The organism is Gallaecimonas kandeliae (genome assembly GCF_030450055.1).
Lineage (GTDB): Bacteria > Pseudomonadota > Gammaproteobacteria > Enterobacterales > Gallaecimonadaceae > Gallaecimonas > Gallaecimonas kandeliae.
This window is the reverse complement of sequence record NZ_CP118480.1, coordinates 2,607,713-2,631,274: the sequence shown is the minus strand read 5'-3', so window position 1 is coordinate 2,631,274 and position 23,562 is coordinate 2,607,713. Positions and strand designations below refer to the sequence as shown.

At 63.3% G+C, this 23,562-nt stretch carries 24 protein-coding genes; 5 read left to right on the top strand and 19 right to left on the bottom strand.

Annotated elements, in window-relative coordinates:
- Window positions 1–22: 22 nt before the first annotated feature.
- The 3 genes from PVT67_RS13045 to PVT67_RS13035 all read right to left on the bottom strand — a co-directional run bounded on the left by PVT67_RS13045 (window position 23) and on the right by PVT67_RS13035 (window position 1,220).
- A complete protein-coding gene (locus PVT67_RS13045; protein ID WP_301494153.1) occupies window positions 23–346 on the bottom strand; it encodes a PilZ domain-containing protein in 324 nt (107 codons plus the stop codon).
- 106 nt (window positions 347–452) lie between these two features.
- Window positions 453–794, bottom strand: a complete 342-nt coding sequence (locus PVT67_RS13040; RefSeq protein ID WP_301494151.1) for a PilZ domain-containing protein — start codon at window positions 792–794, stop codon at window positions 453–455.
- 96 nt (window positions 795–890) lie between these two features.
- Complete coding sequence (locus PVT67_RS13035; protein WP_301494148.1) at window positions 891–1,220, bottom strand: PilZ domain-containing protein; 330 nt, start codon at window positions 1,218–1,220, stop codon at window positions 891–893.
- 132 nt (window positions 1,221–1,352) lie between these two features.
- Between PVT67_RS13035 and PVT67_RS13030 the strand changes: the two genes are divergently transcribed.
- A complete protein-coding gene (locus tag PVT67_RS13030; RefSeq protein ID WP_301494146.1) occupies window positions 1,353–1,745 on the top strand; it encodes a phosphate-starvation-inducible protein PsiE in 393 nt (130 codons plus the stop codon).
- Here PVT67_RS13030 and PVT67_RS13025 read toward each other — a convergent pair.
- On the bottom strand, window positions 1,733–2,620 hold the full coding sequence (locus PVT67_RS13025) for a LysR family transcriptional regulator (protein WP_301494144.1): 888 nt from the start codon (window positions 2,618–2,620) through the stop codon (window positions 1,733–1,735). The two genes, PVT67_RS13030 and PVT67_RS13025, sit on opposite strands and share 13 nt — an antisense overlap.
- A 101-nt stretch (window positions 2,621–2,721) precedes the next feature.
- Here PVT67_RS13025 and PVT67_RS13020 point away from each other — a divergent pair, with 101 nt between their 5' ends.
- Entirely contained in the window at window positions 2,722–3,825 is a 1,104-nt protein-coding gene (locus PVT67_RS13020) for a citrate/2-methylcitrate synthase (protein ID WP_301494142.1), read from the top strand.
- A 31-nt stretch (window positions 3,826–3,856) separates the two neighbouring features.
- On the opposite strand, the gene PVT67_RS13015 is transcribed toward PVT67_RS13020, so the two are convergent.
- From PVT67_RS13015 to PVT67_RS12955, 13 genes are all read right to left on the bottom strand, one after another.
- Complete coding sequence (locus PVT67_RS13015; protein ID WP_301494140.1) at window positions 3,857–4,423, bottom strand: hypothetical protein; 567 nt, start codon at window positions 4,421–4,423, stop codon at window positions 3,857–3,859.
- 135 nt (window positions 4,424–4,558) lie between these two features.
- Window positions 4,559–5,149: a GNAT family N-acetyltransferase gene (locus PVT67_RS13010; RefSeq protein ID WP_301494137.1), complete on the bottom strand. Its 591-nt coding sequence runs from the start codon at window positions 5,147–5,149 to the stop codon at window positions 4,559–4,561.
- 8 nt (window positions 5,150–5,157) lie between these two features.
- Window positions 5,158–5,967 (bottom strand): alpha/beta hydrolase, encoded by an 810-nt coding sequence (locus PVT67_RS13005; protein ID WP_301494135.1) that lies wholly within the window; start codon window positions 5,965–5,967, stop codon window positions 5,158–5,160.
- Window positions 5,964–6,509: a GNAT family N-acetyltransferase gene (locus PVT67_RS13000; protein ID WP_301494134.1), complete on the bottom strand. Its 546-nt coding sequence runs from the start codon at window positions 6,507–6,509 to the stop codon at window positions 5,964–5,966. The genes PVT67_RS13005 and PVT67_RS13000 overlap by 4 nt, the downstream gene beginning before the upstream one ends.
- Window positions 6,506–6,733 carry a chemotaxis protein gene (locus tag PVT67_RS12995; RefSeq protein ID WP_301494132.1) on the bottom strand — a complete coding sequence of 76 codons (228 nt, stop codon included), beginning with the start codon at window positions 6,731–6,733 and terminating at the stop codon, window positions 6,506–6,508. Before PVT67_RS12995 ends, PVT67_RS13000 begins: the two co-directional genes overlap by 4 nt.
- A gap of 43 nt (window positions 6,734–6,776) precedes the next feature.
- Window positions 6,777–6,986: a hypothetical protein gene (locus PVT67_RS12990; RefSeq protein WP_336407747.1), complete on the bottom strand. Its 210-nt coding sequence runs from the start codon at window positions 6,984–6,986 to the stop codon at window positions 6,777–6,779.
- The gene (locus PVT67_RS12985; RefSeq protein WP_301494130.1) at window positions 6,958–7,410 is read right to left on the bottom strand and encodes a hypothetical protein; all 453 of its coding nucleotides are present in this window, start codon (window positions 7,408–7,410) and stop codon (window positions 6,958–6,960) included. The genes PVT67_RS12990 and PVT67_RS12985 overlap by 29 nt, the downstream gene beginning before the upstream one ends.
- Before the next feature lie 50 nt (window positions 7,411–7,460).
- Complete coding sequence (locus PVT67_RS12980) at window positions 7,461–7,901, bottom strand: methyltransferase family protein (protein WP_301494128.1); 441 nt, start codon at window positions 7,899–7,901, stop codon at window positions 7,461–7,463.
- Entirely contained in the window at window positions 7,898–8,668 is a 771-nt protein-coding gene (locus PVT67_RS12975; RefSeq protein WP_301494126.1) for a substrate-binding periplasmic protein, read from the bottom strand. Before PVT67_RS12975 ends, PVT67_RS12980 begins: the two co-directional genes overlap by 4 nt.
- A gap of 118 nt (window positions 8,669–8,786) precedes the next feature.
- Window positions 8,787–9,539: a substrate-binding periplasmic protein gene (locus tag PVT67_RS12970; protein ID WP_301494124.1), complete on the bottom strand. Its 753-nt coding sequence runs from the start codon at window positions 9,537–9,539 to the stop codon at window positions 8,787–8,789.
- 100 nt (window positions 9,540–9,639) lie between these two features.
- Window positions 9,640–10,017, bottom strand: a complete 378-nt coding sequence (locus tag PVT67_RS12965) for a VOC family protein (RefSeq protein ID WP_301494122.1) — start codon at window positions 10,015–10,017, stop codon at window positions 9,640–9,642.
- Between the two features lie 39 nt (window positions 10,018–10,056).
- Window positions 10,057–10,608, bottom strand: coding sequence for a VOC family protein (locus tag PVT67_RS12960; protein WP_301494120.1), 552 nt, complete (start codon window positions 10,606–10,608; stop codon window positions 10,057–10,059).
- 73 nt (window positions 10,609–10,681) lie between these two features.
- Window positions 10,682–12,202, bottom strand: a complete 1,521-nt coding sequence (locus PVT67_RS12955) for a serine hydrolase (protein WP_301494118.1) — start codon at window positions 12,200–12,202, stop codon at window positions 10,682–10,684.
- A gap of 211 nt (window positions 12,203–12,413) precedes the next feature.
- On the opposite strand from PVT67_RS12955, the gene PVT67_RS12950 reads away from it, so the two are divergent.
- Window positions 12,414–12,935, top strand: a complete 522-nt coding sequence (locus tag PVT67_RS12950) for a DUF6942 family protein (RefSeq protein WP_301494116.1) — start codon at window positions 12,414–12,416, stop codon at window positions 12,933–12,935.
- On the opposite strand, the gene PVT67_RS12945 is transcribed toward PVT67_RS12950, so the two are convergent.
- Window positions 12,932–13,876, bottom strand: coding sequence for a sensor domain-containing diguanylate cyclase (locus PVT67_RS12945; protein ID WP_301494114.1), 945 nt, complete (start codon window positions 13,874–13,876; stop codon window positions 12,932–12,934). The two genes, PVT67_RS12950 and PVT67_RS12945, sit on opposite strands and share 4 nt — an antisense overlap.
- A gap of 124 nt (window positions 13,877–14,000) precedes the next feature.
- Here PVT67_RS12945 and PVT67_RS12940 point away from each other — a divergent pair, with 124 nt between their 5' ends.
- Window positions 14,001–14,393 (top strand): VOC family protein, encoded by a 393-nt coding sequence (locus tag PVT67_RS12940; protein WP_419181015.1) that lies wholly within the window; start codon window positions 14,001–14,003, stop codon window positions 14,391–14,393.
- 67 nt (window positions 14,394–14,460) lie between these two features.
- On the opposite strand, the gene PVT67_RS12935 is transcribed toward PVT67_RS12940, so the two are convergent.
- Complete coding sequence (locus PVT67_RS12935; protein ID WP_301494109.1) at window positions 14,461–19,869, bottom strand: Ig-like domain-containing protein; 5,409 nt, start codon at window positions 19,867–19,869, stop codon at window positions 14,461–14,463.
- Window positions 19,870–20,427: 558 nt separating this feature from the next.
- Between PVT67_RS12935 and PVT67_RS12930 the strand changes: the two genes are divergently transcribed.
- Window positions 20,428–23,556 carry an ATP-binding protein gene (locus PVT67_RS12930; protein WP_301494107.1) on the top strand — a complete coding sequence of 1,043 codons (3,129 nt, stop codon included), beginning with the start codon at window positions 20,428–20,430 and terminating at the stop codon, window positions 23,554–23,556.
- Window positions 23,557–23,562: the final 6 nt, after the last annotated feature.

Here is a 23,562-nt window from a genome sequence, read left to right as displayed (position 1 = left end):
TCAGGAAGGGGGACTACCCCCTTCACTCAAACTCTACCTGAAGCTCTTCCAGGTAGTTGATGATGCTGTCGCTGCCGGGTTCCAGATGCATGCCAAGGCGCAGGCCATACTCCGTCCGAGTAACGTAGCTGACGGTGCCCTCGAAAGACTTGGCCTTGGCGTCGTAGACGATCTCCAGAGTGCATCGTCCAAGGGGTTCCATTGGCCTGTTGATGAGGATGCCCATGCCTTCTTCGCTGACGTCCACCAACATCCCCTCTACCCTTTTGAGCTCGCTGCTGTACAGCGTTACAGGAAAGGGATGACGAAGGAAGTGCCTGGGGAAAACACGAAACTTTTGTGCCATAAACTGCTGCCCTGCATGGAAGTGCTAGTCCTTTAGCCCGCTCCAGGAGTATCTGGGAACAGGCCTGCCCTTGTGCCGAGCCGCCCCTGCTTGGCCGGCTCCCTGCCTATTTCAACTGTGTCTGGAGGCTGTCCAGATAATCCAACACATCGCCCCTGGCTTCCTTGTCCAGTTTGACCCCCAGGCGCAGGCCATATTCGGTCTCGGTGAGGTAACAGCAATCCCCTTCGACATAGCGGGCGTTCTCATCGTCGTACAGTTCGACGGAACAGCGGCTGGCCAGGGGGACTTGCTCCATCACCAATATGCCGAGGCCTTCCTCACTGACGTCCAGCAGCATGGCTTCCACCGACTTGACGTCGTTGCTCTTTTGGTTGCGGTAATAGACCATGACGGGCAAAGGCGTGCCCAGGGGATGCCGGCTCTGTTCTCTGAATTTCTGGTTCATGGCAATAACCACTGCGAGGGGTTTTATTTGGAGTGTAGCCTCCCCTCCTGGCCCTTGCCGGCCACAATCATTACCTTGTGATAAAGAACAAACTGCTTACCATTGGGCGCCGATGCTCTTCAAATAGCCGAGGATGTCGTCATCTTCCACCCAAATACCGAGACGGATGCCATAGTCGGTACGCTTGGCGTAGCAGATCTCTCCTTGGAAGCGCCTGGGACGCTCTTCGTCGCAAAGCTCCAAGGTGCAGAGGCTGGCCAGGGCCACCGGCTCGGTCACCAATATGCCCAGGCCCTGTTCGCTGGCATCGAGCAGCAGCCCTTCGACTGTCTCTACATCCTCCCTGCGTAGGCTCTTATGGTGCAGCAAGACGGGCAGGGCATGGCGCAGGGGATGGCGCAGCTGTTGGCGGCGTTTGTCGTGCAAGGCGGGGTCCGGGTAATGAAGCTGTTTTTGGATAAAGCGGCCGGCCGGTTACAGAACTTTAATGACCGGCGATTGATCCCGGCCACCGCTGTCTATAGGGTGGAACTGGTATGGACAGTTAGGAGAGGGCGTATGAACCGATTTCAACGGTGGAGCCGGGACGGTCTGGCGGTGGTGCAGGATCTGGTGCTGGCCATAGTGGCCGTAGCGACCCTCATCCTCATCGTTTCCGAGGTCTGGTTGATGATCTCCGCCCGGGCCGTGACCCTGGCCGATCTGCTGCTGCTGTTCATCTACCTGGAGGTACTGGCCATGGTCTCCCTCTACCTCGAGTCCGGCAAGCTGCCGATCCGCATGCCCCTCTATATCGCCATCGTCGCCCTGGCCCGGTACATCACCCTGGACATGAAGGAGATGGACAGCCTGAGGGTGCTGGCGGCAGCCACCGCCGCCTTGGTGCTGGCCTTCACCGTGCTGGTGATCCGTTACGGCCACCTCAAGCTGCCTTATCCCTACAAGGATTGAGCCCAGTAGTCCTTGCAGACCCCGATGAAGTCCAGGGCCGCCGGGCTCAGCTCGCGGCCCTTCCGGAAAAAGATCCCCACTTGCCGCTGAATGGCGGCAAATTCGAACTCGCTCAGCGCGCGCAGGTGCTGCACCTGGGGTAGCTCGCAGGTCACCCGGTCACTGACGTAACCCACTGCCAAGCCCCTGTCGATAAGGTTGAGGCGCAGGTTGAGGCTGGAGATCTGCCAGATCATCTGGAAGCGGTCCCGCAGTTTTTCCTGGTAGGGGCGCTGGTCTGGCTCGTCCAGTGACGACACCACCAGCGGTATCTTGCGCAGCTGCGACAGGCTCATCTGCTGCTGGTGCAGGGGGTGGGTGGGGCTGACCAGCAGCCGCCGCGTTTCCTCGTAGATGGGGATGCACTCGAATTGGGGCATGCGGGTCTCGAAGGGCCCCAGCCCCAGCTCCACCTCGCCGCTCATCACAGACTGCACTATATCGCGGGACGGCTGCTCTATGATGCGCAGCCTCGTCTCGGGCCACTGCTGGCTGAACTGGGCGATGAGATCGGGGCCGGCGAACCTGTTGTTGGTGCTGTCGATGGCCACGCTCAGCTGCTGGTTGGCGCCCCTGGCCAGGCGGGCCAGATCCCCCAGCACCAATTGTTCCTGGCGCAATTGGTCGTCGGCGTGGCGGTACAGGCGCCGGCCGGCTTCGGTGAGCTTGATGGGCCTTTCCCGGATCAGCAGCGGCTGGCCCAGCTTGGTTTCCAGCTGCTTGATGGCCTGGCTCACCGCCGACTGGGTCAGGTGCAGCTCCTTGGCGGCGGCCCTGAAACCGCCGGTGCGGGCCAGGGTGTGGAAGGTGCGCAGCTCACCGTTTTCCAATCTCATGATAAGTATGTCTAATCGTTTGTTTATTTAGTTTGATTAGATTAACAACGGGGGCGCGCCTTTAATAGGGCCTCATTTTTCTAACCAGAACAGAGGACCCTATGACCACAGAGATCAATATCGGCCTGGAAGGGGTATTGGTTGGCGCTACCGCCATCTCCAACGTGGAAGGGGACATTGGCCGCCTGAGCTATCGCGGCCAGGACATTCATGCGCTGAGCCAGCAGTCCCTGGCTGCCGTTATCGCCCTGGTGCTGGCCGATAAGCAGCTCACCGAGGACGAGGCCAAGGCCTTCGACGCCTGGCTGGCCGCCGAATCCGAACTGGGCGCCGTGGAACTGCGGGTCCTGGAGCAGTTGGGCCGTGGTCTTCACCCCATGGCCGTACTCCAGGCACTGGCCCCCATCACCGACACCCAGGCCCGCAACCCTTTGCCGGCCTTCCTGCCCAAGGAACTGGAAAAGGCCCTGGTGCTGGCGGCCAAGCAGTCCGCCATTGTCCGCGCCTGGCACAACCTCTGCCAATTCGGCTCCCTGGTGGAGCTGCCGGCCGGCCTCGGCTTTGCCGAAAAGCTGCTCTACGCCTTCAACCGCGCCCAGCCCTCTGCCCATGCCGTGCGGGCACTGGAAACGGTGCAGATCCTGCAGATGGACCACAGCTTCAACGCCGGCACCTTTGCCGGCCGGGTGGTGGCCTCCACCAAGGCCAGCCTTGCCGCCAGCATAGGCGGCAGTCTGGGCGCCCTGTCGGGCCCGCTGCACGGCGGTGCTGACGAGGCTGCGGTGATGATGGCCCGCGAGATCGGCAGTGCCGACCAGGCCGCCGCCTGGGTTAGCACTGCCCTGGCCAACAAGGTCAAGATCATGGGCATGGGCCACCGCGAATACCGCCGCCTCGACCCCCGCGCCGCCATCCTCAAGCCCATGGCCCGCCAGTTCTGCGAAGGCACCCAGTACCAGGGGCTGATGGATACCCTGGTGGCCGTGGAAGAGGCCTGCCAGGACGAATTCGGCAAGAAGGGCAAGGAGATCCACGCCAACTTGGAGTTTTACAAGGGCGCCGTCTATCTGGCGCTGGGGATCAGCGAACCCTACTTCACGTCGCTCTTCGCCTGCGCCAGGGTGTTCGGCTGGACGGCCCATTTCTTTGAATTCAACCAGGATCCGCGCCTGATCCGGCCCCGCGCCCTCTACATCGGCAAGTAAACAAAAGGCCCGCAACAGCGGGCCTTTTTTGTCATTGCTCGAAGGCGTCGGCAGTGCTGGGACAGGCCGGGATGGGTTTGGGCTTGTTGGCGATATCGGTGGCCCAGCACTCGTCGTAGATGGAGCAGTAGCAGAGGTCGATGGTAAGCCGCTTGGCTTCGTTGCCGAACCAGGCCTTGATGAAGGGCTGGTTCTCTGTGCCGAAGGCGGTGATGCTCTGCTGGGCGGGTAGGGTACGGCCGTTGATCTGGGATTGATTCAGCTGGTTGGCGTTACCCGCCACGGCCTTCATGAGATCGGCCCAGTTCTTCACCGCTTTGCCGTCCAGGGTCACCTTGGCGTACTTGATGATGGCTGGCCCTGTGCCGTTGTTGTTGACGCCGTATTGCAGCAGAGAGCCCGCCTCTTTGCCGTCTTCTTTTTTCTGGGTGTAGTTGCGGTAGATCTCCAGACGGGGCCAGACAGAAGCCCTGGCATAGGCCCTGTCGATGCTGGCCGAATAGACCCCGACGAACACCGCCACCAGGCTCACTATCAAGGCCGAAAGGCCGACGATCATCTCCGGGTTCTGGTACCACTTCTTGTGCATTGCTTCCATGACTGTCTCTGGCGGGTTTTGCTGGCCTTAGCTTAAAGCTGCCTGTTTTCTTTGAAAAGCAACCGCTTGATAACCAAGCGCCGAGGGGACCTTCAAGGCCAGGTTGGTTTTCGTTGGCGTCGACGCCGGTAAGCCTCAGCGGCGCTCCAACTGGTGGCGCAGGTGGCGGCGCACCATGGGCCATTCCCCTTCGATGATGGAGAACACGACGGTGTCGCGGTAGCTGCCGTCGGCCATGATCTGGTGGTTGCGCAGTATGCCGTCCTGCCTGGCGCCGAGGCGGGCTATGGCGGCTCTGGACTGGTGGTTCATGAAGTGGGTACGGAATTCCACGGCGATGCAGCCCAGGGCCTCGAAGGCATGGGTCAGCAGCATCAGCTTGGCTTCGGTGTTGATGGCGGTGCGCTGGGCGCTTTTCGCCAGCCAGGTGTAACCGATCTCCACCCGGCGGTTCTTGGCGTCGACATTGGTCAGGGTGGTCATGCCGCAGAGCTGGCCGTTGTCCGTGCGGCGCAGGGCGAAGGGCAGCATCAGGCCTTGCTCCAGCAGCCCCAGGCGCCTTTCTATCTCGGCGGCCATCCGCTCCGGGTGGGGCGCCGAGGTGTACCAAAGCTGCCAGAGTTCGCCGTCGCTGACAGCGGCCTTGAGGCCATCCAGGTGTTCCAGGGACAGGGGTTCCAATACCAGATGCTGCCCTTCCAGGCGGACGGGTTCGATAAAGGCCATGAGGATTCCTATTCAGTGGCGGTAGGAGCCGGCGCGAAGATGGCCCTGAAGGCCAGCAGTGCCGCCGGGTGGTAGATGGTCTGGTGGCGCTCCTTGGGGAAATGGTGGTACTGCCACTGCAGGCCTTGGGGCGCTTGCTTTTGCCAGTCGGTCACCAGCTTTTCGGTGGGCGCCAATATGGTCGGCTCGCCGCTGGTGGCGATGAAGAGGTGCTTGCCCTTGAGCGCCTTGACCGAGGCGGCCTGGGCCACCAGCTGTTCGTGGTTCCACCAGAGGCTGGGGTCCAGGGCGATGTAGTCGTCGAAGAGGCTGGGTTCCTTGACCAGGGTCTCTAAGATGAAGAGCCCGGCCAGGGACTCGCCGACGATGGCGGTTTCGTCCCGGGTAGGATAGCGGCGGCGCACCTCGGGCATCAGCTCGGTGCGGATGAAATCGCGGAACGCCTGGGAGCCGCCCACTACCGGGGCTATGCTCTCGTCCCTGGGGTCGGTGGTGGGGCCAGTGAGGTCCCGTCGGCGCTGGGTGTTCTGGATCCCCACCAGCAGGAAGGGCCTCATGGTGCCGTTCATCACCGACACCTGCAGCAGCCCCGCCACGTGCAGGAAGTCCTCGCCGATGCCGCCGTCCGGCATGTAGAGCACCGGCAGGGGCGCGTCATCGGCCAGGCCATAGGCCTTGGGCCTGAAGACGTTGATATGGCGGCTCTCTCCCAGCACCTTGGAGGGGATGTCGAAGCTCTCTCCTATCACCAGGGGCTGGGCCCAGGCCAGCAGCGGCAGCAGGGCAAGGATAAGGGCGAAGCGGCGCAGCCTGGTCATGGTCGTTCCTGTCGTTGTTGCCAGCGCGCCAGCGGCAGCTGATAGCGGTACTCGGTGCAGAGTTCGCCCTTGAAGGGAGCCGTTTCCTGGCCGGTCCTTTCGAAGCCGAGCCGCTCCAGCACCCGGATGCAGGGGGCGTTGCGGCTGTCCACCCAGGCCTGGAGGCCTTTTAGTCCAAGCTCGGTGAATAGGTAGGCCACCAGGGTGCCAAGGGCCTCGGTGGCATAGCCTTGGCCCTGGTGGGCAGGGGCCAAGGTCAGGCCCAGTTCGGCTTCGCCGTCGGCCAGCCGTTTCAGGGCCAGATCGCCCAGCAGGGCACCGCTGGTTTTGTTTCTTACCGCCAACTGGCACCAATGGTCCAGGCTGGCAAAGGGCTTGGCCTGGACCTCGGCCAGCAGGGCCTTGGCCCTGGCCAGGTCGTAATCTTCCCAGCTCTGGTAACGGGCCACCTCCGGCTTAGCCCTGTAGGCGGCAAAGGCCGGCAGATCCCTTTCGTCCATGGGAAGGATGCACAGGCGGGGGCTATGCAGCATCAGCGTCATTGCCTGGCCTTGCCCAGGGCCCGCTTCAGGGTCCAGCTAATGAAGGGCAGCATCAGCAGCGCACCGGCCGCCATCAGGGCGATATCGAAGTGGGGGAAACGCAGGGATGGGGGCACCAGGCCGAGGTCACCGAAGTGCTCGCCAAGGCCAAGGCCCAGCAGCAGGACGCCGACCATGTCCAGCAACAGCAAGGGGATGGGGGGCCTGGGCTTGGCGCTTTGCATCACAAAATCCCTTTGGTAATGAAGTTGTTAAGGAGCGCCCTTTTTACCATTGTGGAGGCTTTTTGGCCAGGGTGGCGAAGTGCCCCTGGGTCAGGAAACACAGCACCTGGCGGATGACGGCGGGGCTTCGCATCATCAGCGGATGGGTGACGGCAAGGGTGATGTGGTCGGCCATGCCGGCGAGGCGGGTGCTGGCCACCGTCACCTTGCCGTCATTGGGCCATTCAGCCTCCCTGAGCCGGTTTGGGCTCAAGGCTGGCGCCGTGCTGGTGCAGCCATTCCACGCCTATGACCACCACTGTCGCCATCAGCCACCAGACCAACCACTTGAGGCAGTTCTGCACCAGTACCACGGCCAGGGGGTTGCCCACCAGCCAGTCCATCAGGGGTTGGCGCAGCAGGGCGCCATGCAGCGCCGTGAGCAGCACGGCCAGCAACGCCACCCTGGCCGCCAGGCCAAGCCGGTTCCGCATCAGCCAGTAGAGGGCGACTGTGGGCAGGCCGTATTCGAGGCCGCTGGCGAGGGCCGCGTAACGGAGATCCCAGGACGGCTGGATCTGATGCCCCTGCCTCTGGGCGGCGATCCAGGCGTTGAGCCATTTGGCAGAGACGAGGTGGACCACAAAGCCGCAGTTGGCGGCCAGGGCGGCGATAAGCAGTAGCGAGAGGTAGCGCATGGAGCCCCTTTCCTTTTGTTTTCCAAGGTCTTAGAGGGGGTGAGGTTCCCCTAGAGCCAGCGCCTTGTCCGCTTCTGGTAATGACGGTATTGGTCGCCGAAGGCCGCCTCTATCCGCGATTCCTCGGCGGGGATCTGTCGCCAGTTCATCAAGGCGAAGAAGGCGATGGGGAAGAGCAGGCCCAGCAGGGAGTCCAGCGCCAGGGCCAGGCCAAGGAGCATCAGCAGCATGCCGAGGTACATGGGGTTGCGGCTGAAGCGGTAGAGGCCGCTGGTGACCAGCAGATCCGGTGCCCGGGTGGGATCCAAGGTGGTGGCGCGGCGGCGAAAGAGGCCGGCCGAGAGCAGGAGCAGCAAGGTGCCCACTGCAAAGAGGGCGCCCCCGACCAGCATCAGGCCGAGGCCCAGGCCGAAGGAGAGGGGCAGCAGCAGCCACAAGAGGAGGGAGAGGCCCAGCAGGGTCAGCATCAGCAGCAGGGGGTAACGGGTCATTTGGTTTGCTGTTGCTCCGGGCGCCATTCGTAGGCTTTGGTGGGGTGATAGTCGAAGGGGACGAAACGCTTGCCGAGGATCCGCGCCGTGGTGCCGTCGTCGTGCATGGACACCAAGGCGGGGGAGATGGCGTTCACGAAGGCCTGGCCTTCGGGGGTTTTCCAGACCGTCATGTAGTCATATCCCTCCCAGAGGGGGAAACGTGGATCCCAAGAGAGCTTGTCGAGCACCGGCACCAGATCGGGGATGAAGCCGACGAGGGCCGCGATGCGCCCCGCCTCCAGCTTCTTGAGCTGTGTGCTTTCATCCGCCAGGTATTCCACCTTGATGCCTTTTTCCTTGAGCGGCCGGTAGAAGGCCTCGTTACCCAGGACGCCGCCGACGGTCTTGCCGGCCAACTGGGCATAGCGGCTGATGGGGGCCTGGCCCTTGAGGGTAAAGAAGTAAATCTTGAAAGCGCCGACCGGGTAGCTGGCCAGGATCTTGTCCTCGCTTTCATGGGCAAGGATGGCCTCCGTCATCCCGTAGAGGGCCAACACCTGGTGCTCGCGAAAGAGATGCTGGGCCCTCTTCATGGGGTAGACCCGCTCATCCAACTTGATGCCGGCCCGCCTGGCCGCCTCGTGGAGCACCTGCTGGTAAGGGCCTGTACCTTCTGCGTTGGTGAGGCCGGTGAAAATGCCGGCGGCAACAGGGACGCCTTCTTCTGCCATAGCTGGCGGCAGCAGCAACAGCGCCGCCAGCAGGCAGGACATCAGGTTTCGCATCGCGACTCCAAGCTGACCGCTGTCACACCCATGGCTATGACCATAGGCGATGCGTGCTGCCGGGCCAAGTGCGAAAGACGAACTTCGGCTCTGAGGCAGGGGCCACTGAAAATGGCCATCAGGGCCGGGGTGGTTGCCATTCGTAAGGCCGGGATGGACGGTAGTGGAAAGACATGAAGCGTTTGCCCAGCAGCCGTTTCAAGGTGCCGTCCCTGTGCATCTGCTGGAGGGCGGGGGAGATGGCATCGACAAAAGCCTTGCCCCGTGGGGTGTTCCAGACCGTCAGGTAGTCATAACCGGTCATGACGGGGAAGCCGGGATCCCAGGCGAGTTTGCCAAGGTAGGGGATCCAGTCCGGCATGAAGCCAAGGACGGCCGCTACGCGCCCGTTTTCCAACTTCCGCAGTTGGGCGCTTTCGTCCGCCATGAAGTCAATTTGCACTGCCTTGTCCAGCAGGGACCTGTAGTACCTCTCGTAACCCAGCAGGCCACCGACCCGCTTGCCCTTGAGTTGGGCCAGGCTGGAGATCGGCGCCTCGCCTTTGCGGGTGAAGATATAGAGCTTGTAGACCCCTAGCGGGTAGGTCGTGAGGATCTTGTCTTCCCCAAGCAGCGGTGCCAGGGCCTCCGTCATGCCGTAGATGGCCAGGGCCCGGCCATGGCTGAATTCATTGAGCGCCCTCGGTAGCGGATAGACGCGCTCGTCCAAGTGGAGGCCGGCCCGTTCAGCGGCTTCGTGGAGGATCTGCTGGTAGGGGCCGGTACCATCCTCCTTGATGATCCCCAGAAAGAGGCCGGCAGCAACGGGCACACCTTCCTCTGCCCTCGCTGGCGACGCCAGCAACAGCACCGCCAGGAGGCCGAACATCATCATTTTCATTACTGACACAACCCACAGCGACAACAACCTACGTCATTAACATTAGGTGATGCCCCTCGCCGGGCCAAGAGCAAAAGTGCTGCCCTGGCCCTCAGCCCAGGTGGGTGCCCAGCCACCAGATATTGCCCTGGGGGTCCAACACCCCGGCGCTGCGATCGCCGTAGGCCTGGTCCCTGGGCTCGCTGAGGGAGCTGGCGCCGGCGGCCAGGGCCCGCTGGTAGCAGGCGTCCAGGTCCGGCACATAGAGGTGGGTCGAGCAACACAAGGGCTCGCCGGGGCGCTCTCCCATCATGATCACCGAGTCGTCGATGCGGACCTCGGCATGCTTGATGCTGCCGTCCGGCAAGGCCGAGCGGTAGAGCTCTTCGGCGCCGAACGCCTTGACCAGGAAGTCGAGCATGGCGCTGGCATCACTCACCAGCAGGTAGGGGGAGACGGCGTTATGGCCGGCGGGTTTGAAACTGTTCATGGGTTCGCCTTATCAAGGTGGGCCAAGCTGGGCCCTGGGTCATTGCTCGTCCTTGGCGGGGAGCTTTCGCATCGCCTCTTTCCAGGGCGCGGCCTGCCATTCAGGGTGTTTTCGCCAGATGCCCTTGAGGGTGTCGAGCCAGGCCCTGTAGCTGGAAAGGGAGGGCAGCATGGGGGTGTGGCTGAGTTCGAAATGGATGCCCGTGATGGGGTCGTCGAAGAAGACGGCGTAATAGCCGGGGGTATAGGTGGGGTACTCGGCCGGCGGCTCTGTCACTGGTATCTGGTTCTTCAAGAGGAAGTCCCGGTAGAAGGCGTCCACTTCCCGCCGGCTCCTGGCCCAGAGGGCGACGTGGTGGATGCCGGTGGCCCGTTCGCTGTGGTCCAGCTTGCCGCCGCTCTGGGCCGGCTGTATGCCGATGTAGCTGTGGAAAAAGGGGAAACGGGCCATGTAGTAGGTGGAGCGGTAGCCGATGTCCAGGGTCCAGAAGCTCTTGTAACCGAGCCAGCCGAACAGCTTGTCGAAGAAGGCCACAGAGGCGTCGTAGTCCAGTACCGACAATTCGATGTGATGTAGGCCTTTGAATCTCATAGTTTCCTGCCCAGGTTGCTGTCCATGCCCCACCAGCATAGCGGCCCCTTGGCCCTTGGCGAAGAAAAAATCGTCAGCCGGCCTTCTCCTTGGTGAAGTGGATGCCGTCGTAATCCAGGCCTTCGACCTGGCCGCCCTTGACGTCGAAGCGCAGCCACTGGCCCTTGGTGGGCCTGAACTTCACCCGCAGCCGATCCGGCTGGCCTGAGGCCGTGCCCAGGGACTTCACCCGGCCCCAGCGCAGCAGCAGGAACCGGCCGTCGGAGGTCACCTCCATGGGGCCCGCCAGGGGGTGGCGATAGCGGCCGAGGTAAGCGCCGAGGGGCAGGCTGAACTGGTAGGGTTGGGCCTGGTAGGCCGCTTCCTTGGCCAGCAGCTTGTCCCTGGCGGCGAAGGCCATTTTCTTGAGGGCGGCCACTCGGCCGGCCAGGCGCTGGTCCAGCCCCGGCTCATCCAGCATCAGGCCGTAACCGTAGTCGGCGACCAGGTCGGTCAGCTTGTCGTTGAGCTCGCTTTCGTTGTCGAGGATCACCATCCCGAGCTTGGGGGCCGGCATGAAGGACAGATGGGGCCTGTAACCGTCAAAGCTGCCGAAGTGGTGGTAGGTCAGCTGCCCCTTGTATTGGCCCAGGAACCACCCAAGGGCATAGCCGCTACGCTGGAAGTCCCCGTGCTTGTCGTCCAGCGCCACCTGTTGTTGCTGGCTGAGGGCGACGACCTTGGCCGGGAGGCCCTGGTGGCCCTCCACCTTGCCGCCGTTGAGTTCGGCCTCGAGCAGGCGGGCCATGTCGCCGGCCGTGGCGAAGACGCCGCCGGCGGGGTGCTGGGTGCTGTCGGCCTTTTCCAGGTACAGCGCTTTGCTGGGGTGAGGGCTGAAGAAGGAATAGGGGCGGGCGATGTGCCAGCCCTGGCGGCGGGCCTCGGAGAGGGAGGCGGTGCTGTGGTCCATGCCGAGCGTTTTGAAGACGGCCTTTTTCATGGCCTGCTGCCAACTGGGGGCCAGGTTGTCTCCCAACAGGTCGTAACCGAGGTTGGTGTATTGGAATTGGCCAAGGGGGGCCTGCATATTGGGCTCGAGCTTGGCCAGCATCAGGCGCCGGCGCTGGCGGTCGTGGAGCCCACTGACGGCCATGGCGTCCTGAAGCAGCACCTCATCCAGGCCGGCGCTGTGGCTCAGCAACTGGCGCACCTTGACCTGGCTGGCCTGGATGTCGGCGGCGAAGGGGACGCCTGGGTAGAGCCCGGCCAGGCTTTCATCCAGGCTGGCGGCGCCTTTATCTTGCAGCCAGGTCAGGGCGAACAGCGGCTTGGTGATGGAGGCGATGTAGAAGAGGGTCTGGTCGTCCACCTGTACCTGGTGTTCGACGTCGGCGTAGCCGAAGTTGCCCTTGTAGATGACCCTGTCTCCTTCCACCAAGGCGATGGCCATGCCGGACTGGACGCCAAAGCTGTCCCTGAGCGTCGCCAGGAAATGGTCCATCCGCACCTGGATCCTGGCCTGCTCGGCCTGGGGCTCTGCGTTGGGGCCTATGTCGTCCACTGGCGCCAGCATCAGGGCCGTGGTCAGGGCATAAAGGGGCAGGGACAGGGGCATGGGTGAAATCCTTTTTCGCAAAAAGATGCAGTTCTGCAAGGTCCGGGCCAGTCAGTTTATTTCTTTATAATCAATGCATTGTTGCTGGCGCCGTGGCGTGGGCCTGGTATTCTTGGCCAGCTGTTGGCGAGATCCGCCACCGCCTTGTCTGCCCCTTCGCCTTGAGGTTCAATGGTCCGGCCTAGCGTGAAGAGACCAAGAGGAAAGCCGCTTGCAGACAACAGGTTTTGGGGATCCAGGCTTTCGCCTCGCCGTCTATGTGGCCAAGGGCCCCAATATGGCCGAATACCGGGCCCTTAATGGTGTCAGAGCCCTGGTGTCGGGGGAGATAGATCACATCAACAGCCATTGCGGCAACGGCTGGCGCAAGCTGTTCAATGTCTACGCCAAGCTGCTCTATGCGCTGCCGGCCGAGCATTTCCCCCAACGCAGGTTGGAGGCCAGCTGGCAGCAATACAGGGACAGGCACCTGTTGCAGGCGGATTCAGGCACGGCGCTGCTGCTGAGCCCGCCGGATCTGGCCAAGCCCGGGCTGCATGTCATCGCCGGCCGCACCCACGCCAAGGCGCTGCTGGCCAATGGCGAGCTGGCCGCGCAGTTGCAATGGCTGGACGAGGAGTTTGCGGTGGACACCGAGCAGCGGCTGCTGGTCTGCCCCTATTTCGATTACCGCCAGCTCAGCAACCAGAAGATAGACAGGCTGAGTGCCCTGGTGGCGCAGGTGATGGCCTAGACCCGGATCTGGAAGCCGCGCTTGCCGGCCTTTTTCACCTGGTACATGGACTGATCCGCCCTGGCCAGGGCACTGGCGAAATCCTCCCCCGCCGCCACTTCCTCCACCCCCATGGATAGCCCCACAGAGGCCTGGCCATTGGCCAGTTGGAAGGGCTTGTCCAGGGCGTCGATACAGGCTTGGGCCAGGGTCAGGGTGCGGGGGTCTCTGGGCGGCCAGGGCAACAGCAACAGGAATTCGTCGCCCCCCAGCCGGCCCAGCTTAACCTCCTTTGGGCAAGTACTCCTCAGGCGGTCGGTGAGCTGGATCAGCAGCTCGTCACCGCTGCGGTGGCCCAGGCTGTCGTTGACCTGCTTGAAATCGTCCAAGTCGATGAAACAGAGGCTCAGGTGGCCCAAGCCGCGGTGCTCGTCGAAATGCTGGATCAGGGCGGCGCGGTTGAGCACGCCGGTCAGGGGATCCTGGTTGGCCAGGATGGCCAGTTGCAGTTCGTATTCCTTTTCCTGGGTGACGTCGATATGGGTGCCCATGACCCGCAGCGGCTGGCCTTGTTCGTCCCTTTCCACCACCCGGCCCCTGTCCAGCACCCAGCGGACCCCGTTTTTACCCAGCATACGGTGCAGGGCCTGGTAGGAGGGGCTCTTGCCCTGGATATGGCTGTAGAAGGCGTCCAGCACCGTTTCCCTGTCTTCCGGGTGCAGGTGGGCGCGCCAGGTGTCGAAATGGGCTTCCAGCTCCTTGGGCTGGAAACCCAGCATGGCGCCCCAACGGCGGTTGAAGATCACCAGCTTGCCGCTGGGCACATGGAGTTGCCAGATGCAAAGGCCGGTGCCGTCCATGGCCGCATCCAGCTTTTCCTTGGCGTCGTCGGCCAGGCGCTTGAGGCGGGCATTTTCCTGTTGCAGCTTCTGCAGCGCTTCGTGCAGGTCATCCTGCTCCATGGCTATCTGGCTCCTGTGATCCGGCTTGCGGTCCTTTACCCTTTGTCTGGAAAGTGTAACTTGCCTATTCGTTCCTTGTTTCCGGTTTGCCCGGCGGGCTGGACATTTTGACCACAAAAGGAGAATGGCCTTGAGCCAATTTATCGGACTGGTGACCCTGGTGGTGCCGGATTACGACCAGGCCATCGCCTGGTATTGCGACAAGCTGGGGTTCGAACTGGTGGAAGACAGCCCCCAAGGGGAAGGCAAACGCTGGGTGGTGGTCAGGCCCAGAGGCAGCCAGGCCGGCCTCCTGTTGGCCAAGGCCAAGGGCGATGCCCAGCAAGCCGCCATAGGCCAGCAGGCCGGGGGCCGGGTCTTCCTCTTCCTCAACACCGACGATTTCTGGCGCGACTACCAGGCCATGGCGGCCAAGGGCGTGCATTTCGTTGAACAGCCCCGGGAGGAGCCCTACGCCACTGTGGTGGTGTTCGAAGACGGCTTCGGCAACAAGTGGGATCTGCTCCAGCCCAAATAAAAAGCCGCCCTCTTGGGCGGCTTTTTAGTGGCGGCGAGGAAGGCCGCTGTCAGGTTTTATTGCCCCATCAGGACTGGCGGCGCCTGAACAGGCGTACCAGGCCCAGCAGCGCCGTTGCCCACAACGGCAGGGAGCCGCCGCCGGACTTGGGCTGGGTGGCCGGCTCGACAGGCTCTGCCAACACCTGGACCTGGGCTTGGCCCTGGGCGGTGCCGCCCATGCCGTCGCTCACCACGTAGCTGATGGTGGCGGTGCCGGTAAAGCCGTAGGTTGGGGTATAGACCAGTTTGTTTTCGCTGGTCACCGCCACGGCGCCGTGGTCGACGGTCGCCTCGGTCAGGCTCAGCTTGTCGCCGTCCTGGTCGCTGTCGTTGGCCAGCACGTCGATTGAGACCGGGTAGCCGCCATGGGTCTGGGCCGCGTCATCCACGGCCACGGGGGCGTGGTTGGGCGTCTCAGTGGTGATGGCGCCGGGGTCGTCGATGGCGCCGTTGGCGCTGAAGTCGGCGTCGTTGGGGCCGCCGTCCTCTATGACCAGGCGGATACAGGCATCACCGGCGTTGAGGCCCTGCACATAGGCGCTGGCGTCCGGGGCCGGGCACTGGCCGCTGGCGTCAAGGGGCGCAGAGGCGATGCTGTTGCGGGCATCTTCGACGAAGCTGAACCAGCCTTGGCTGCTGTTGTACTTACGGTACTGGGCCCCTTCCGGCAGTTGCTGCCCCTTGGCCAGGGGGATCACCACGGCGGCGGAGTCACCGGCCTGGGCCAGGCCGCTCAGGCTGAAGTCCAGCAGCGGCGTAAAGGGGGCGAAGTGCACGTCGCTGGTGTCGGCGGCGCCCGGTATCTTGGCGGCGAGGGCGGCCAGGGTCTCGGTGGTCATGGCGGCGCCGCTGCTCTGGCTGCCGCCCGCTTCCCTGGCCAGGTTGCCCAGGGACATCTGGATGCCGGCCGCGGCCTGCATCGGCTCGTGGTTGGCGTCCATCGGCAAGCGGCTGCTGTTGCTGTCGTTGTCCAGGTAGTCGGCGATGCCGTCACCGTCGCTGTCACCGTAGCCTTCGTCGGCGTCAGAGATGCCGTCACCGTCGCTGTCGCTGTCCGGGCTCAGGGCCGGCAGGGACTGGACGCTGAAGTGGACCAGGCGGCTGCTGGACAGGGGCGTGGCCCTGTTGGTTTCGGTGGCGGTGACGTTCACGGCGTAGCTGCCGTCGGCCAGGTTGCTGGGGTCGAAGCTGAAGCTGAAATCCCCGTTGCCCTCGTCGGTGGCGGTGCCGGTGAAGGCGCTGTCAACCACTTGCCAGTTCACGGTATGGCTGTCGCTCAGGTTGACGTCGCTGACATGGACGCTGAGGGTCACGGTGCCGGCGGCCGGGTCGATAAGGCTGCCAGCCTTGCCCTGTTGCGCCAGCTTGGTGCTCAGCAGCGGTGCCAGGTCCTGTTCCACCAGCTTGAGCTGGGCACTGGTGCCCTCGGCCACGAAGGCGTGGGACAGGGAGTCGACGGTGACGCTGAGGCGGCTGCTGGCGCTGACGCCGGCAGGGATGCTCAGGGCCAGTTGCCCGGCGGTGCCGCTAATGACGCTGCCGTTACCCTGGCTGACCACTTGGCCGTCCACGGACAGGCTGTAGTTCACAGTTACCGGATAGGCCGGGGCCTCACCGCTCAGCTCCACGGGTAGGCTGTAGTCGCCGCCCGCTTCTACGGCCAGGCCCTGGGCCAGTTTCAGCTCGGGCAATATGCTGACCTGCAACTGGGTGCTGGCCTTGTTGCCGGCGGCGTCTGTGGCCTGCAGCTGCACCTGGTGCAAGCCGGAAACCAGTTTACTGTCGCCTACGACGGTGGCGCTCAGCTCGCCGTCCACCAGGTCGTCTGCCTTGACGGTGATGGCCGGGGCTATGTCGGTGAGGCGGCCTGTGGCATTGAGCTCCAGGGGGGCCGGCTGGGCCAGCTCGGGGGCAGTGGTGTCGGTGATGGTCACCTTCTGCTGGGCCTGGGTCTGGTTGCCGTCATGGTCGGTGGCGGTCCAGGTGACCAGGTGCTCACCCACGGCCAAGGCGCCGCTCAGATCGGAGACCACAGTGGGGGCATAGAGGGTGTTGTTGTCGGTCACCACCGGGGGCGGCAGGGTCACGGATGTGGTGGGGCCAGTGGCCTCGAAGGTCAGATCCTGAAGCTGGGCGATGACGGGGGCCTGGTTGTCACCCTTGGTGGGATCCAGGGGCGCACTGTCCTGGGCATCGGGAATGCCGTCGTTGTCGTCATCGGTATCGGCGTTGTTGCCGATGCCGTCGCCGTCGGTGTCGGCAGACTCCTTGATATCCAAGGGGAAGGCGTCGACGTCGTCGTTGACGCCGTCACCGTCGGTGTCGGCCTTGGTGTAATCGGTGCCTTGGGCCAGCTCGTCGCCGTTGGAGATATGGTCACCGTCGGCATCGGCGTTGAAGAAATCGCTGGTGGCCGTGGTGACGGCGCTGGTCACCGACTCGGCCTGGCCGAAGCCATCGGTGTAGCTGGCGCGGACGCTGATGTCCTGGCCCCTGTCGGCCAGCACCAGGCTGTATTGGTCGCCGGTGGCGATAGCCTGACCGGCCCGCAGCCAGGTGTAGGTCACGGTGCCCATGCCATCGAGGTCGGCCAGGCTGTTGCTGGCCACCAAGGTTGGGCCGTTGGGGCTGCTGGCGGCAATGCTGACGCTGCCGGTGGGGGCGTCGTTGACGTTGGCGACGGTGATGTTGAAGGCCGCCAGGCTGGTGGTCGCCCGGCCGTCGCTGACGGAGATGACGACGTTGGCAGCCGTGCCCACATCAGCCTGGCCCGGGGTGCCGGTCAGGGCGCCGGTAGCGGTGTCGAAGCTGGCCCAGGCCGGCTTGTTCTGGATGCTGAAGCTGAGATTGTCGTTTTCAGGGTCCGAGGCCGTGGGGATGAAGCTGTAGGCCGCGCCCTGGTTGACCGAGGTCGCCGGTGCGCCGCCGATGACGGGGGCCGAGTTCTCGGTGAGGTTCACCAGCAGGGCGCGGTCGTTGGTGAAGTTCAGGTAGGACGCCACCACCAGGTCGCCGTTGGGCTTGAAGGCCATGTCGTTAAAGTCGGCGCCGCCGCCGAAGTCGAAGGTCTGGACGCCGCCGGGTGCATAGCTGTCATCGCTGCTGCCATCGCTGTTGATGCGTGCGACGAAGGAAAAGTCGTAGTTCGAGCGGCTGACCCAACCGCCAACCACCAGGCGGCCGGCACTGTCTTTTAGCATGGTCAGGGGATAGAGCTGCTGGCCGGCGCCGAACTTAGCCGGGGTACCGCCGTTGAAGGTGCTGTCGACGGCGCCGCTGGCGTCGAGGCGCAGCAGGTAGTTGGGGTTCTCGGTGTTGGTGCTGGGTCCAGCCACCGCCAGCCACAGCTTGTCGCCGTCCAGCAGGGCCGTTTGATAATAGGCATCGCCGTTGGCGGAAAGCGTCGTCGGCAGGCTGATGGTGGCAACGCCGCTGGTGGCGAAGCCGGTATCCAGGGTGCCGTCGGCATTGACCCGCATCACCTTGGAATAGCTGTTCGCGCGGCCCGCCAGCACGATGCGGCCCTGGCTGTCTTCGCCGGCGTACTGCAGACGGTCAAAGGTACCGAGGCCGGTGGCAGCGAAAATACCGCCGCTGCCAAAGCCGGTATCCAGGCTGCCGTCGGCATTGAGGCGCGCCACTTGGAACCGGTCGCCGGCCACCATCATGCTGCCATCGCTGTGCAGCATCAGCGCCTTCGGGAACAGGCTGGTGGTGACGGTGGCCACGCCATTGGTGCCGAAGCTGGCGTCCGGCTGGCCGCTGGCGGTCAGCTTGGTCACCACAAAACTACTGGTGTTCGAGCTCGACGTCGGTGTTGCCAGCAGCCAGATATTGCCGCTGGCGTCTATCTGCACATCCTTCGCAGAGTCGCCGATGCCCAGATCCTGCTGGTAAATGCCGCCGGTGCCGAAGCTGGTGTCCAGGCTGCCATCCACGTTATAGCGGTAGACCAGGAGGTCGCTGCCGTTGGTCTTGCTGTCCTGGCCGTCACCTACTGCCAAGGTGCGCCCCTGGGCGTCGACCCTGACCAGATTGAAGTCTTCGTAGTTGTCAAAGGGCAGGGTCAGGTTGTCGGCACCGGGGATCACCACGCCGTCTTTGGGGAAGGGGGTGGTGGCATGGCCGTCGCTATCGACCTTGCTCCAGCCCAGGTCGTCACCTCCCGAGCCGCTCTGGTGGGAGAAGATGTCCAGGTTGCCGTTGGATTGCTGGTGGATGAGCACCGGAGAGTTGTTGGCGTTGCCAGGCTCCAGATGGTAGCTGCCGATGCCATTGCTGCCGAAACTGGTGTCCAGCTGGCCGTTCGCACTCAGGCGCAGCAGCGCCATGTGTGAGAGGCTGTTGTTGTTGCTGCTCTCATAGACCTGGCCGCCGACCAGGATACGGCCCTGGCTGTCGAGGCTGACCTGGGTAGCGGTGTTGGAACCGGTGGTGCCGAGGCCGGCCACGTCCAGGCTAAAGCGGCCGCTGTCGGCAAAGCTGCTGTCCAGGGTGCCGTCGCTGTTGTAGCGGTAAAGGTTGAAGACCTGGGTGGCGTCGCTGTCGCTGACCTTGTCGTCGGTGGTGACCAGGATCTTGCCGTTGGCGTCCAGGGCCAGGCTGTAGGCCTGGCTGGACGGGCTGGTCATTTGGCTGACGCTGACCTGGCCATTGCCGCCGAAGCTGCCGTCAAGGCTGCCGTCTTCGTTGAAGCGAAACAGGGTCGGCGTGAAGTCGAGGTGGCCGGCGGCCAGCAGCTTGCCGCTGCTGTCGATGGCGAGATCATTGATGAGATCGTCACCGCTCGCCCCCAGCAACTGGTAGCCGCTGCTATTGAAGCTGGTGTCCAGGTAGCCGTCGGCGCCAAAGCGGGCGATAAAAGCATCGTGGCCCGTTGCAGATTGATAGAGGCGTCCGCCGACGTACACCCGGCCCTGGGCATCACTGAGGATGCTGGTCACATCGGGAGCCGTGTTATTGAGGGTAAATCGGGTCTCGCCACCCTCGCCGAAACTGGTATCAATGCTGCCGTCCGCCAGCAGGCGGTACAGGCGTAGTTCGTTGTCGTTGCTAAAGCCGGCCACCAGAATGCGGCCCTGGTTATCAACGGTGACAACCGCACCGGAGAGTGAATAATTAGCGTCGCTGAGCTGCACCTTGCCGCCGTTGCCGAAGCTGGTGTCCAGGCTGTAGTCAGGCAGGCGCCGTTCGATATCGATGACGTTGTTCTGTTCGGCAGCCGGCGTCGAATAACCCACCACCAGCACCCGGCCTGCACCGTCCACCGCCACCCGGTCGGACACGTCAAAGCTGCTGTCGAAGCCGCCGTTGCCGCCGTCGAGGGTCACCATCTTAAAGGAGCTGCCGCCGATAGTGGGGTCGCCGTGGATGGCCGCCAGGGCGGCGGGGCTGGCCAGGGCCGCCAAAACACTGGCCGCAACCAGGCTGCGCATTAAAGGTCTTTGCTTACTCAACGACATAGTTCCTCCGCTGGGTGCCGCTCGTTACGGCGCCTTGGATCCAGGTGGTTATCGATAACAGGGGCCTCTGCCTAGTGCTGAACATTGGCAAGAGACGGGCTTATTCCCATAAACGGATTGGCTTCGGCAAAACCGCCAAAAAAAATCCACTTTTTTGCTTTCGGCGCTGAGGCACCGGGCATGGTGCCTGTTGGTCATATGCCTTGATGGCGAATTGGAACAAGGAAATATGCAGTGAATATGCAGAGGGTCCGAGACTGCCGACTGGACAAACCAGAAGGCGCGAAGCCGGGCTTGAAGGCGGCGCTTAAAAGGGGGCGGGGGACATCCCCGGCGCAACGGGAACCTTGGGTTTGCGGGAGATGAGAGCGGGATCACGGCCCTGACGTTTGGCCAAGAATCGCGGGCGCCTAGCTCCTGTCCGCCTGTGGTATTGGCCTTGGCCTTATGCCAGACTGGCCACATCTCAGGCCAGTTAATTTCTTCATGTCTCCTTTCTCATGCCTTGCCAGGTTATGCGCTTGTTTTTTATTGGTTTTTTGCGCAGCAGGCCAGGCGGAAGAGCAGTTTGACGAAAGCCTGTTCGCACCGACCCTCTTTACCGCCGATACCGCCGATACCGCCTTGGCAAGCCAGGAATTGTTGAAGCTGGCGCAGGACGACAGGGGCTTTATCTGGGTGGGAACCCAGCGGGGCCTGTACCGCTTTGACGGCTATGAAAACCGCAAGATGACCTCCGAAGGCATGCCCTTCGACGTCTCCAACATCTACGTCCGTTCCCTCTTGGCCGATGGCGACTTTCTGTGGATCGGCACCATGGCCAGCGGCCTGTTCCGGCTGGACTTGCGCAGTTACCGGTTCGAGCAATTCAAGCCAAACAAGCAAAACCCCGACGGCATCGGCGCCAGCCAGATCAACGCCATCAAGAAGGACAAAGAAGGCAACCTGTGGCTTGCCCACAGCTTCGGCCTCGACAAGCTGGACCTTTCCCGCCGGCACTTCGGCCACTTCGTTTCCGCCGACAACCCCAAGGACAAGTACTTCAATTACCTGCTCGACCTGGCCTTCGACGGCCAAGGGCGGCTCTGGCTGTCCTCGGCCAAGGGCCTGGCCCGCTTCAACCCCGCCGAGGGCCACTTTGCCCTGGCCAAGGGCGGCGACTTCGAGGCCCTTAAAGGGGTGGTGGTCAGGCGCATTCACAGGGCCAAAGACGGCCGGCTCTGGCTGGCGACCCAAAAACAGGGCACCTACCTGGTGGCGCCCGGGCCAGGGACTGTGACCCGGTTGGAAACGCCCGCGTCGCGGCAGGACGCCGCCAATACCGACATCGTCGAAACGGGCAAGGAGGTCTGGCTGTCGGGCGCCCTTGGGGTGGAGATCCGCGACGCCGGCACGGGGCGCCTGAAGAAGGTCTTGCGGGGCAACCTGCTGGATAAACATGGCCTGCGCGGTGACATTGTCCTCCCCATGCTCAAGTCAAGGTCGGGCCTTGTCTGGCTGGGGGTGTCCAACGTCGGCCTGCAGTTCTACAACCCCCAGACACGGCGCTTTCGCTATTTCGACCGCTATGCCCCCCAACTGGAAAGCGCCTTCAGCGCCTACCTGGCCGGCGTCTTGAAGATCGACGATTCGCAGCTGATCGTCATTAACCAGAACCAGACCAGCCGGCTCGACCTGGGCTCAGGAAAGAGCGAGCCCCTGCTCACCTCTCCAGCCTTCAAAAACACCCCCTTCTTCTGCGGCATCAAGGCGCCCGATGGCCATTATTGGTTCGGCGGCGGCAACGGCGATATCTTCCGGGTCGATTTGGCCAGCCAGGACGTGAAGGCTTTCACCTTGCCCCTGGCCAAGACGGCGGGGGTCTTCATCCGCCATTTTGCCCTTGGCAAGAAAGGGGAGCTCTGGATAGGGTCCGACCGCGGCCTGGTGAAGCTCGACCTCAACACCCTGAGTTTCAGCCTGCCGAAAAACCAGGACGGTTCACCTTTCATCACCTATGCCAGGCGGCTGACGGTGGACAAGCAAAACCGGCTTTGGATAGGCACCACCAGCGGCCTAGGGGTGATCGACAGCGGCCAGGACCGGGTCCGCTTCTATTCCCAGGCCGAGGGCACCCAGGGCACCTTGCGCAGCAACCTGATAGTGCAGGTGCTGCAAAACCGTAAAGGCGAGATCCTGGTCTACCACAGGGCCGGCATCGACCGGCTGGTGTCGGAGGATAAGGGCCAGCTGCGTTTCGTGCCTTTCGCCGAGCAGGCGACGGCGCAGGCCGACAGTGAAGACGGCTTGCTGCAACTGGACAACGGCCATTACTGGCTGGGCACCCGCTACCTGCTGGGCGAGGACGGGCAGCTGCTGCAGGCGCTGTCCGAAGCGGACGGTGCCCTGGGCCAGGGCCTGGACAGGGACTTCTTTGCCTTGAACGACAGCCTCCTGCTGCACGCCTCCATGGACGGCCTGGCGCTGATGGACAAGGCGGCGGGACCTGCCTGGGGTTACCTGGCTCCCCTGGCCGTCACCGACCTGGAAGTGGGCAACAGGCGGCTGACCTATGACTATTCGCACCCCGAGATCCGGGTGCCCAGCGACGCCGGCCAGTTTTCCCTGCGCTTTGCCTCCCTCGATTATTCCGATCCCAAGGCAAACCGTTACCGCTACCAACTGGTCGGCTACGACCCGGATTGGGTTTCCACCCCGACCGATGTCCGCCAGGCCAAATACACGGCCCTGCCGCCCGGCGACTACCAGCTCAGGATCGAGGGCAGCAACCGCAAGGGGCAATGGAGCGGCTCACCCTTGACCCTGAAGGTGGTGATAGAGCCCAAGTTCTTCGAGACCCTGTGGTTTCGGCTGCTGATGTTGCTGCTGGGCACCTTGATGCTGGCCTGGCTGTTCCGCTGGCGCTTGGCGGTGGCTAAGGCCAAGCAACAGGATGCCTTCGAGAAGCGTGAAGCCATCCGTAAGGCCGAGATGATGACCGAGCTGATGGAGCAGAAGAACCAGATGCTGGCCGAAGTCACCCATGACCTGCGCACTCCCCTGGCCATGGTCAAGGTGCAACTGGAAGCCATGCAGGACGGCGTCTTGCAGCCCGACGAAAGGTCCTACGAGGCCCTGCAGGCCCGCCTGGCCGGCCTCAACCACCTGGTGGGGGACATCTACCAGCTGTCGCTGATGGACTCCGGCGCCCTGGTGCTGCACAAGGCGCCTGTTGAGCTTGGCAAGCTGGTGGCCTCGGTGGTGGACGCCTTCCAGGCCATGATGCAGCAAAAGCAGCTCCGCCTGGCGCTGGTGGACAGCAGCTCGCCTGGCCTCGAGGTCATGGCTGACGAGGGCCGCCTGGTGCAGGTGCTGAACAACCTTTTGAAAAACAGTTACCGCTACACCGACAACCAGGGCCTGGTGCAGGTCAGCCTCGGTGAGGAAGGGGCCTGGGCGGTGTTGAGGGTCGAAGACAGCAACCCGGGGCCGAGCAGCGAGGAGCGCGAACGCATTTTCGAGCGGCTCTACCGCGCCGAATCCACCCGCGCCCAGAGCCAGTCCGGCTCTGGGCTGGGGCTTTGGATCTGCAAGTCCATAGTCGAGGCCCATGGCGGTGAGATCTCGGCCGACGCTTCCGCTCTCGGCGGCCTGGCCATTACAATCAAGCTTCCCCTGTGAAAGCCC

What these genes read in the sequence shown, in the direction of transcription:
- PVT67_RS13045 (WP_301494153.1), bottom strand. Translation starts at nt 346, where the DNA reads ATGGCACAAAAGTTTCGTGTTTTCCCCAGGCACTTCCTTCGTCATCCC.
- PVT67_RS13040 (WP_301494151.1), bottom strand. Translation starts at nt 794, where the DNA reads ATGAACCAGAAATTCAGAGAACAGAGCCGGCATCCCCTGGGCACGCCT.
- PVT67_RS13030 (WP_301494146.1), top strand. Translation starts at nt 1,353, where the DNA reads ATGAACCGATTTCAACGGTGGAGCCGGGACGGTCTGGCGGTGGTGCAG.
- PVT67_RS13025 (WP_301494144.1), bottom strand. Translation starts at nt 2,620, where the DNA reads ATGAGATTGGAAAACGGTGAGCTGCGCACCTTCCACACCCTGGCCCGC.
- PVT67_RS13020 (WP_301494142.1), top strand. Translation starts at nt 2,722, where the DNA reads ATGACCACAGAGATCAATATCGGCCTGGAAGGGGTATTGGTTGGCGCT.
- PVT67_RS13015 (WP_301494140.1), bottom strand. Translation starts at nt 4,423, where the DNA reads ATGGAAGCAATGCACAAGAAGTGGTACCAGAACCCGGAGATGATCGTC.
- PVT67_RS13010 (WP_301494137.1), bottom strand. Translation starts at nt 5,149, where the DNA reads ATGGCCTTTATCGAACCCGTCCGCCTGGAAGGGCAGCATCTGGTATTG.
- PVT67_RS13005 (WP_301494135.1), bottom strand. Translation starts at nt 5,967, where the DNA reads ATGACCAGGCTGCGCCGCTTCGCCCTTATCCTTGCCCTGCTGCCGCTG.
- PVT67_RS13000 (WP_301494134.1), bottom strand. Translation starts at nt 6,509, where the DNA reads ATGACGCTGATGCTGCATAGCCCCCGCCTGTGCATCCTTCCCATGGAC.
- PVT67_RS12995 (WP_301494132.1), bottom strand. Translation starts at nt 6,733, where the DNA reads ATGCAAAGCGCCAAGCCCAGGCCCCCCATCCCCTTGCTGTTGCTGGAC.
- PVT67_RS12985 (WP_301494130.1), bottom strand. Translation starts at nt 7,410, where the DNA reads ATGCGCTACCTCTCGCTACTGCTTATCGCCGCCCTGGCCGCCAACTGC.
- PVT67_RS12980 (WP_301494128.1), bottom strand. Translation starts at nt 7,901, where the DNA reads ATGACCCGTTACCCCCTGCTGCTGATGCTGACCCTGCTGGGCCTCTCC.
- PVT67_RS12975 (WP_301494126.1), bottom strand. Translation starts at nt 8,668, where the DNA reads ATGCGAAACCTGATGTCCTGCCTGCTGGCGGCGCTGTTGCTGCTGCCG.
- PVT67_RS12970 (WP_301494124.1), bottom strand. Translation starts at nt 9,539, where the DNA reads ATGATGTTCGGCCTCCTGGCGGTGCTGTTGCTGGCGTCGCCAGCGAGG.
- PVT67_RS12965 (WP_301494122.1), bottom strand. Translation starts at nt 10,017, where the DNA reads ATGAACAGTTTCAAACCCGCCGGCCATAACGCCGTCTCCCCCTACCTG.
- PVT67_RS12960 (WP_301494120.1), bottom strand. Translation starts at nt 10,608, where the DNA reads ATGAGATTCAAAGGCCTACATCACATCGAATTGTCGGTACTGGACTAC.
- PVT67_RS12955 (WP_301494118.1), bottom strand. Translation starts at nt 12,202, where the DNA reads ATGCCCCTGTCCCTGCCCCTTTATGCCCTGACCACGGCCCTGATGCTG.
- PVT67_RS12945 (WP_301494114.1), bottom strand. Translation starts at nt 13,876, where the DNA reads ATGGAGCAGGATGACCTGCACGAAGCGCTGCAGAAGCTGCAACAGGAA.
- PVT67_RS12940 (WP_419181015.1), top strand. Translation starts at nt 14,001, where the DNA reads ATGGCCTTGAGCCAATTTATCGGACTGGTGACCCTGGTGGTGCCGGAT.
- PVT67_RS12935 (WP_301494109.1), bottom strand. Translation starts at nt 19,869, where the DNA reads ATGCGCAGCCTGGTTGCGGCCAGTGTTTTGGCGGCCCTGGCCAGCCCC.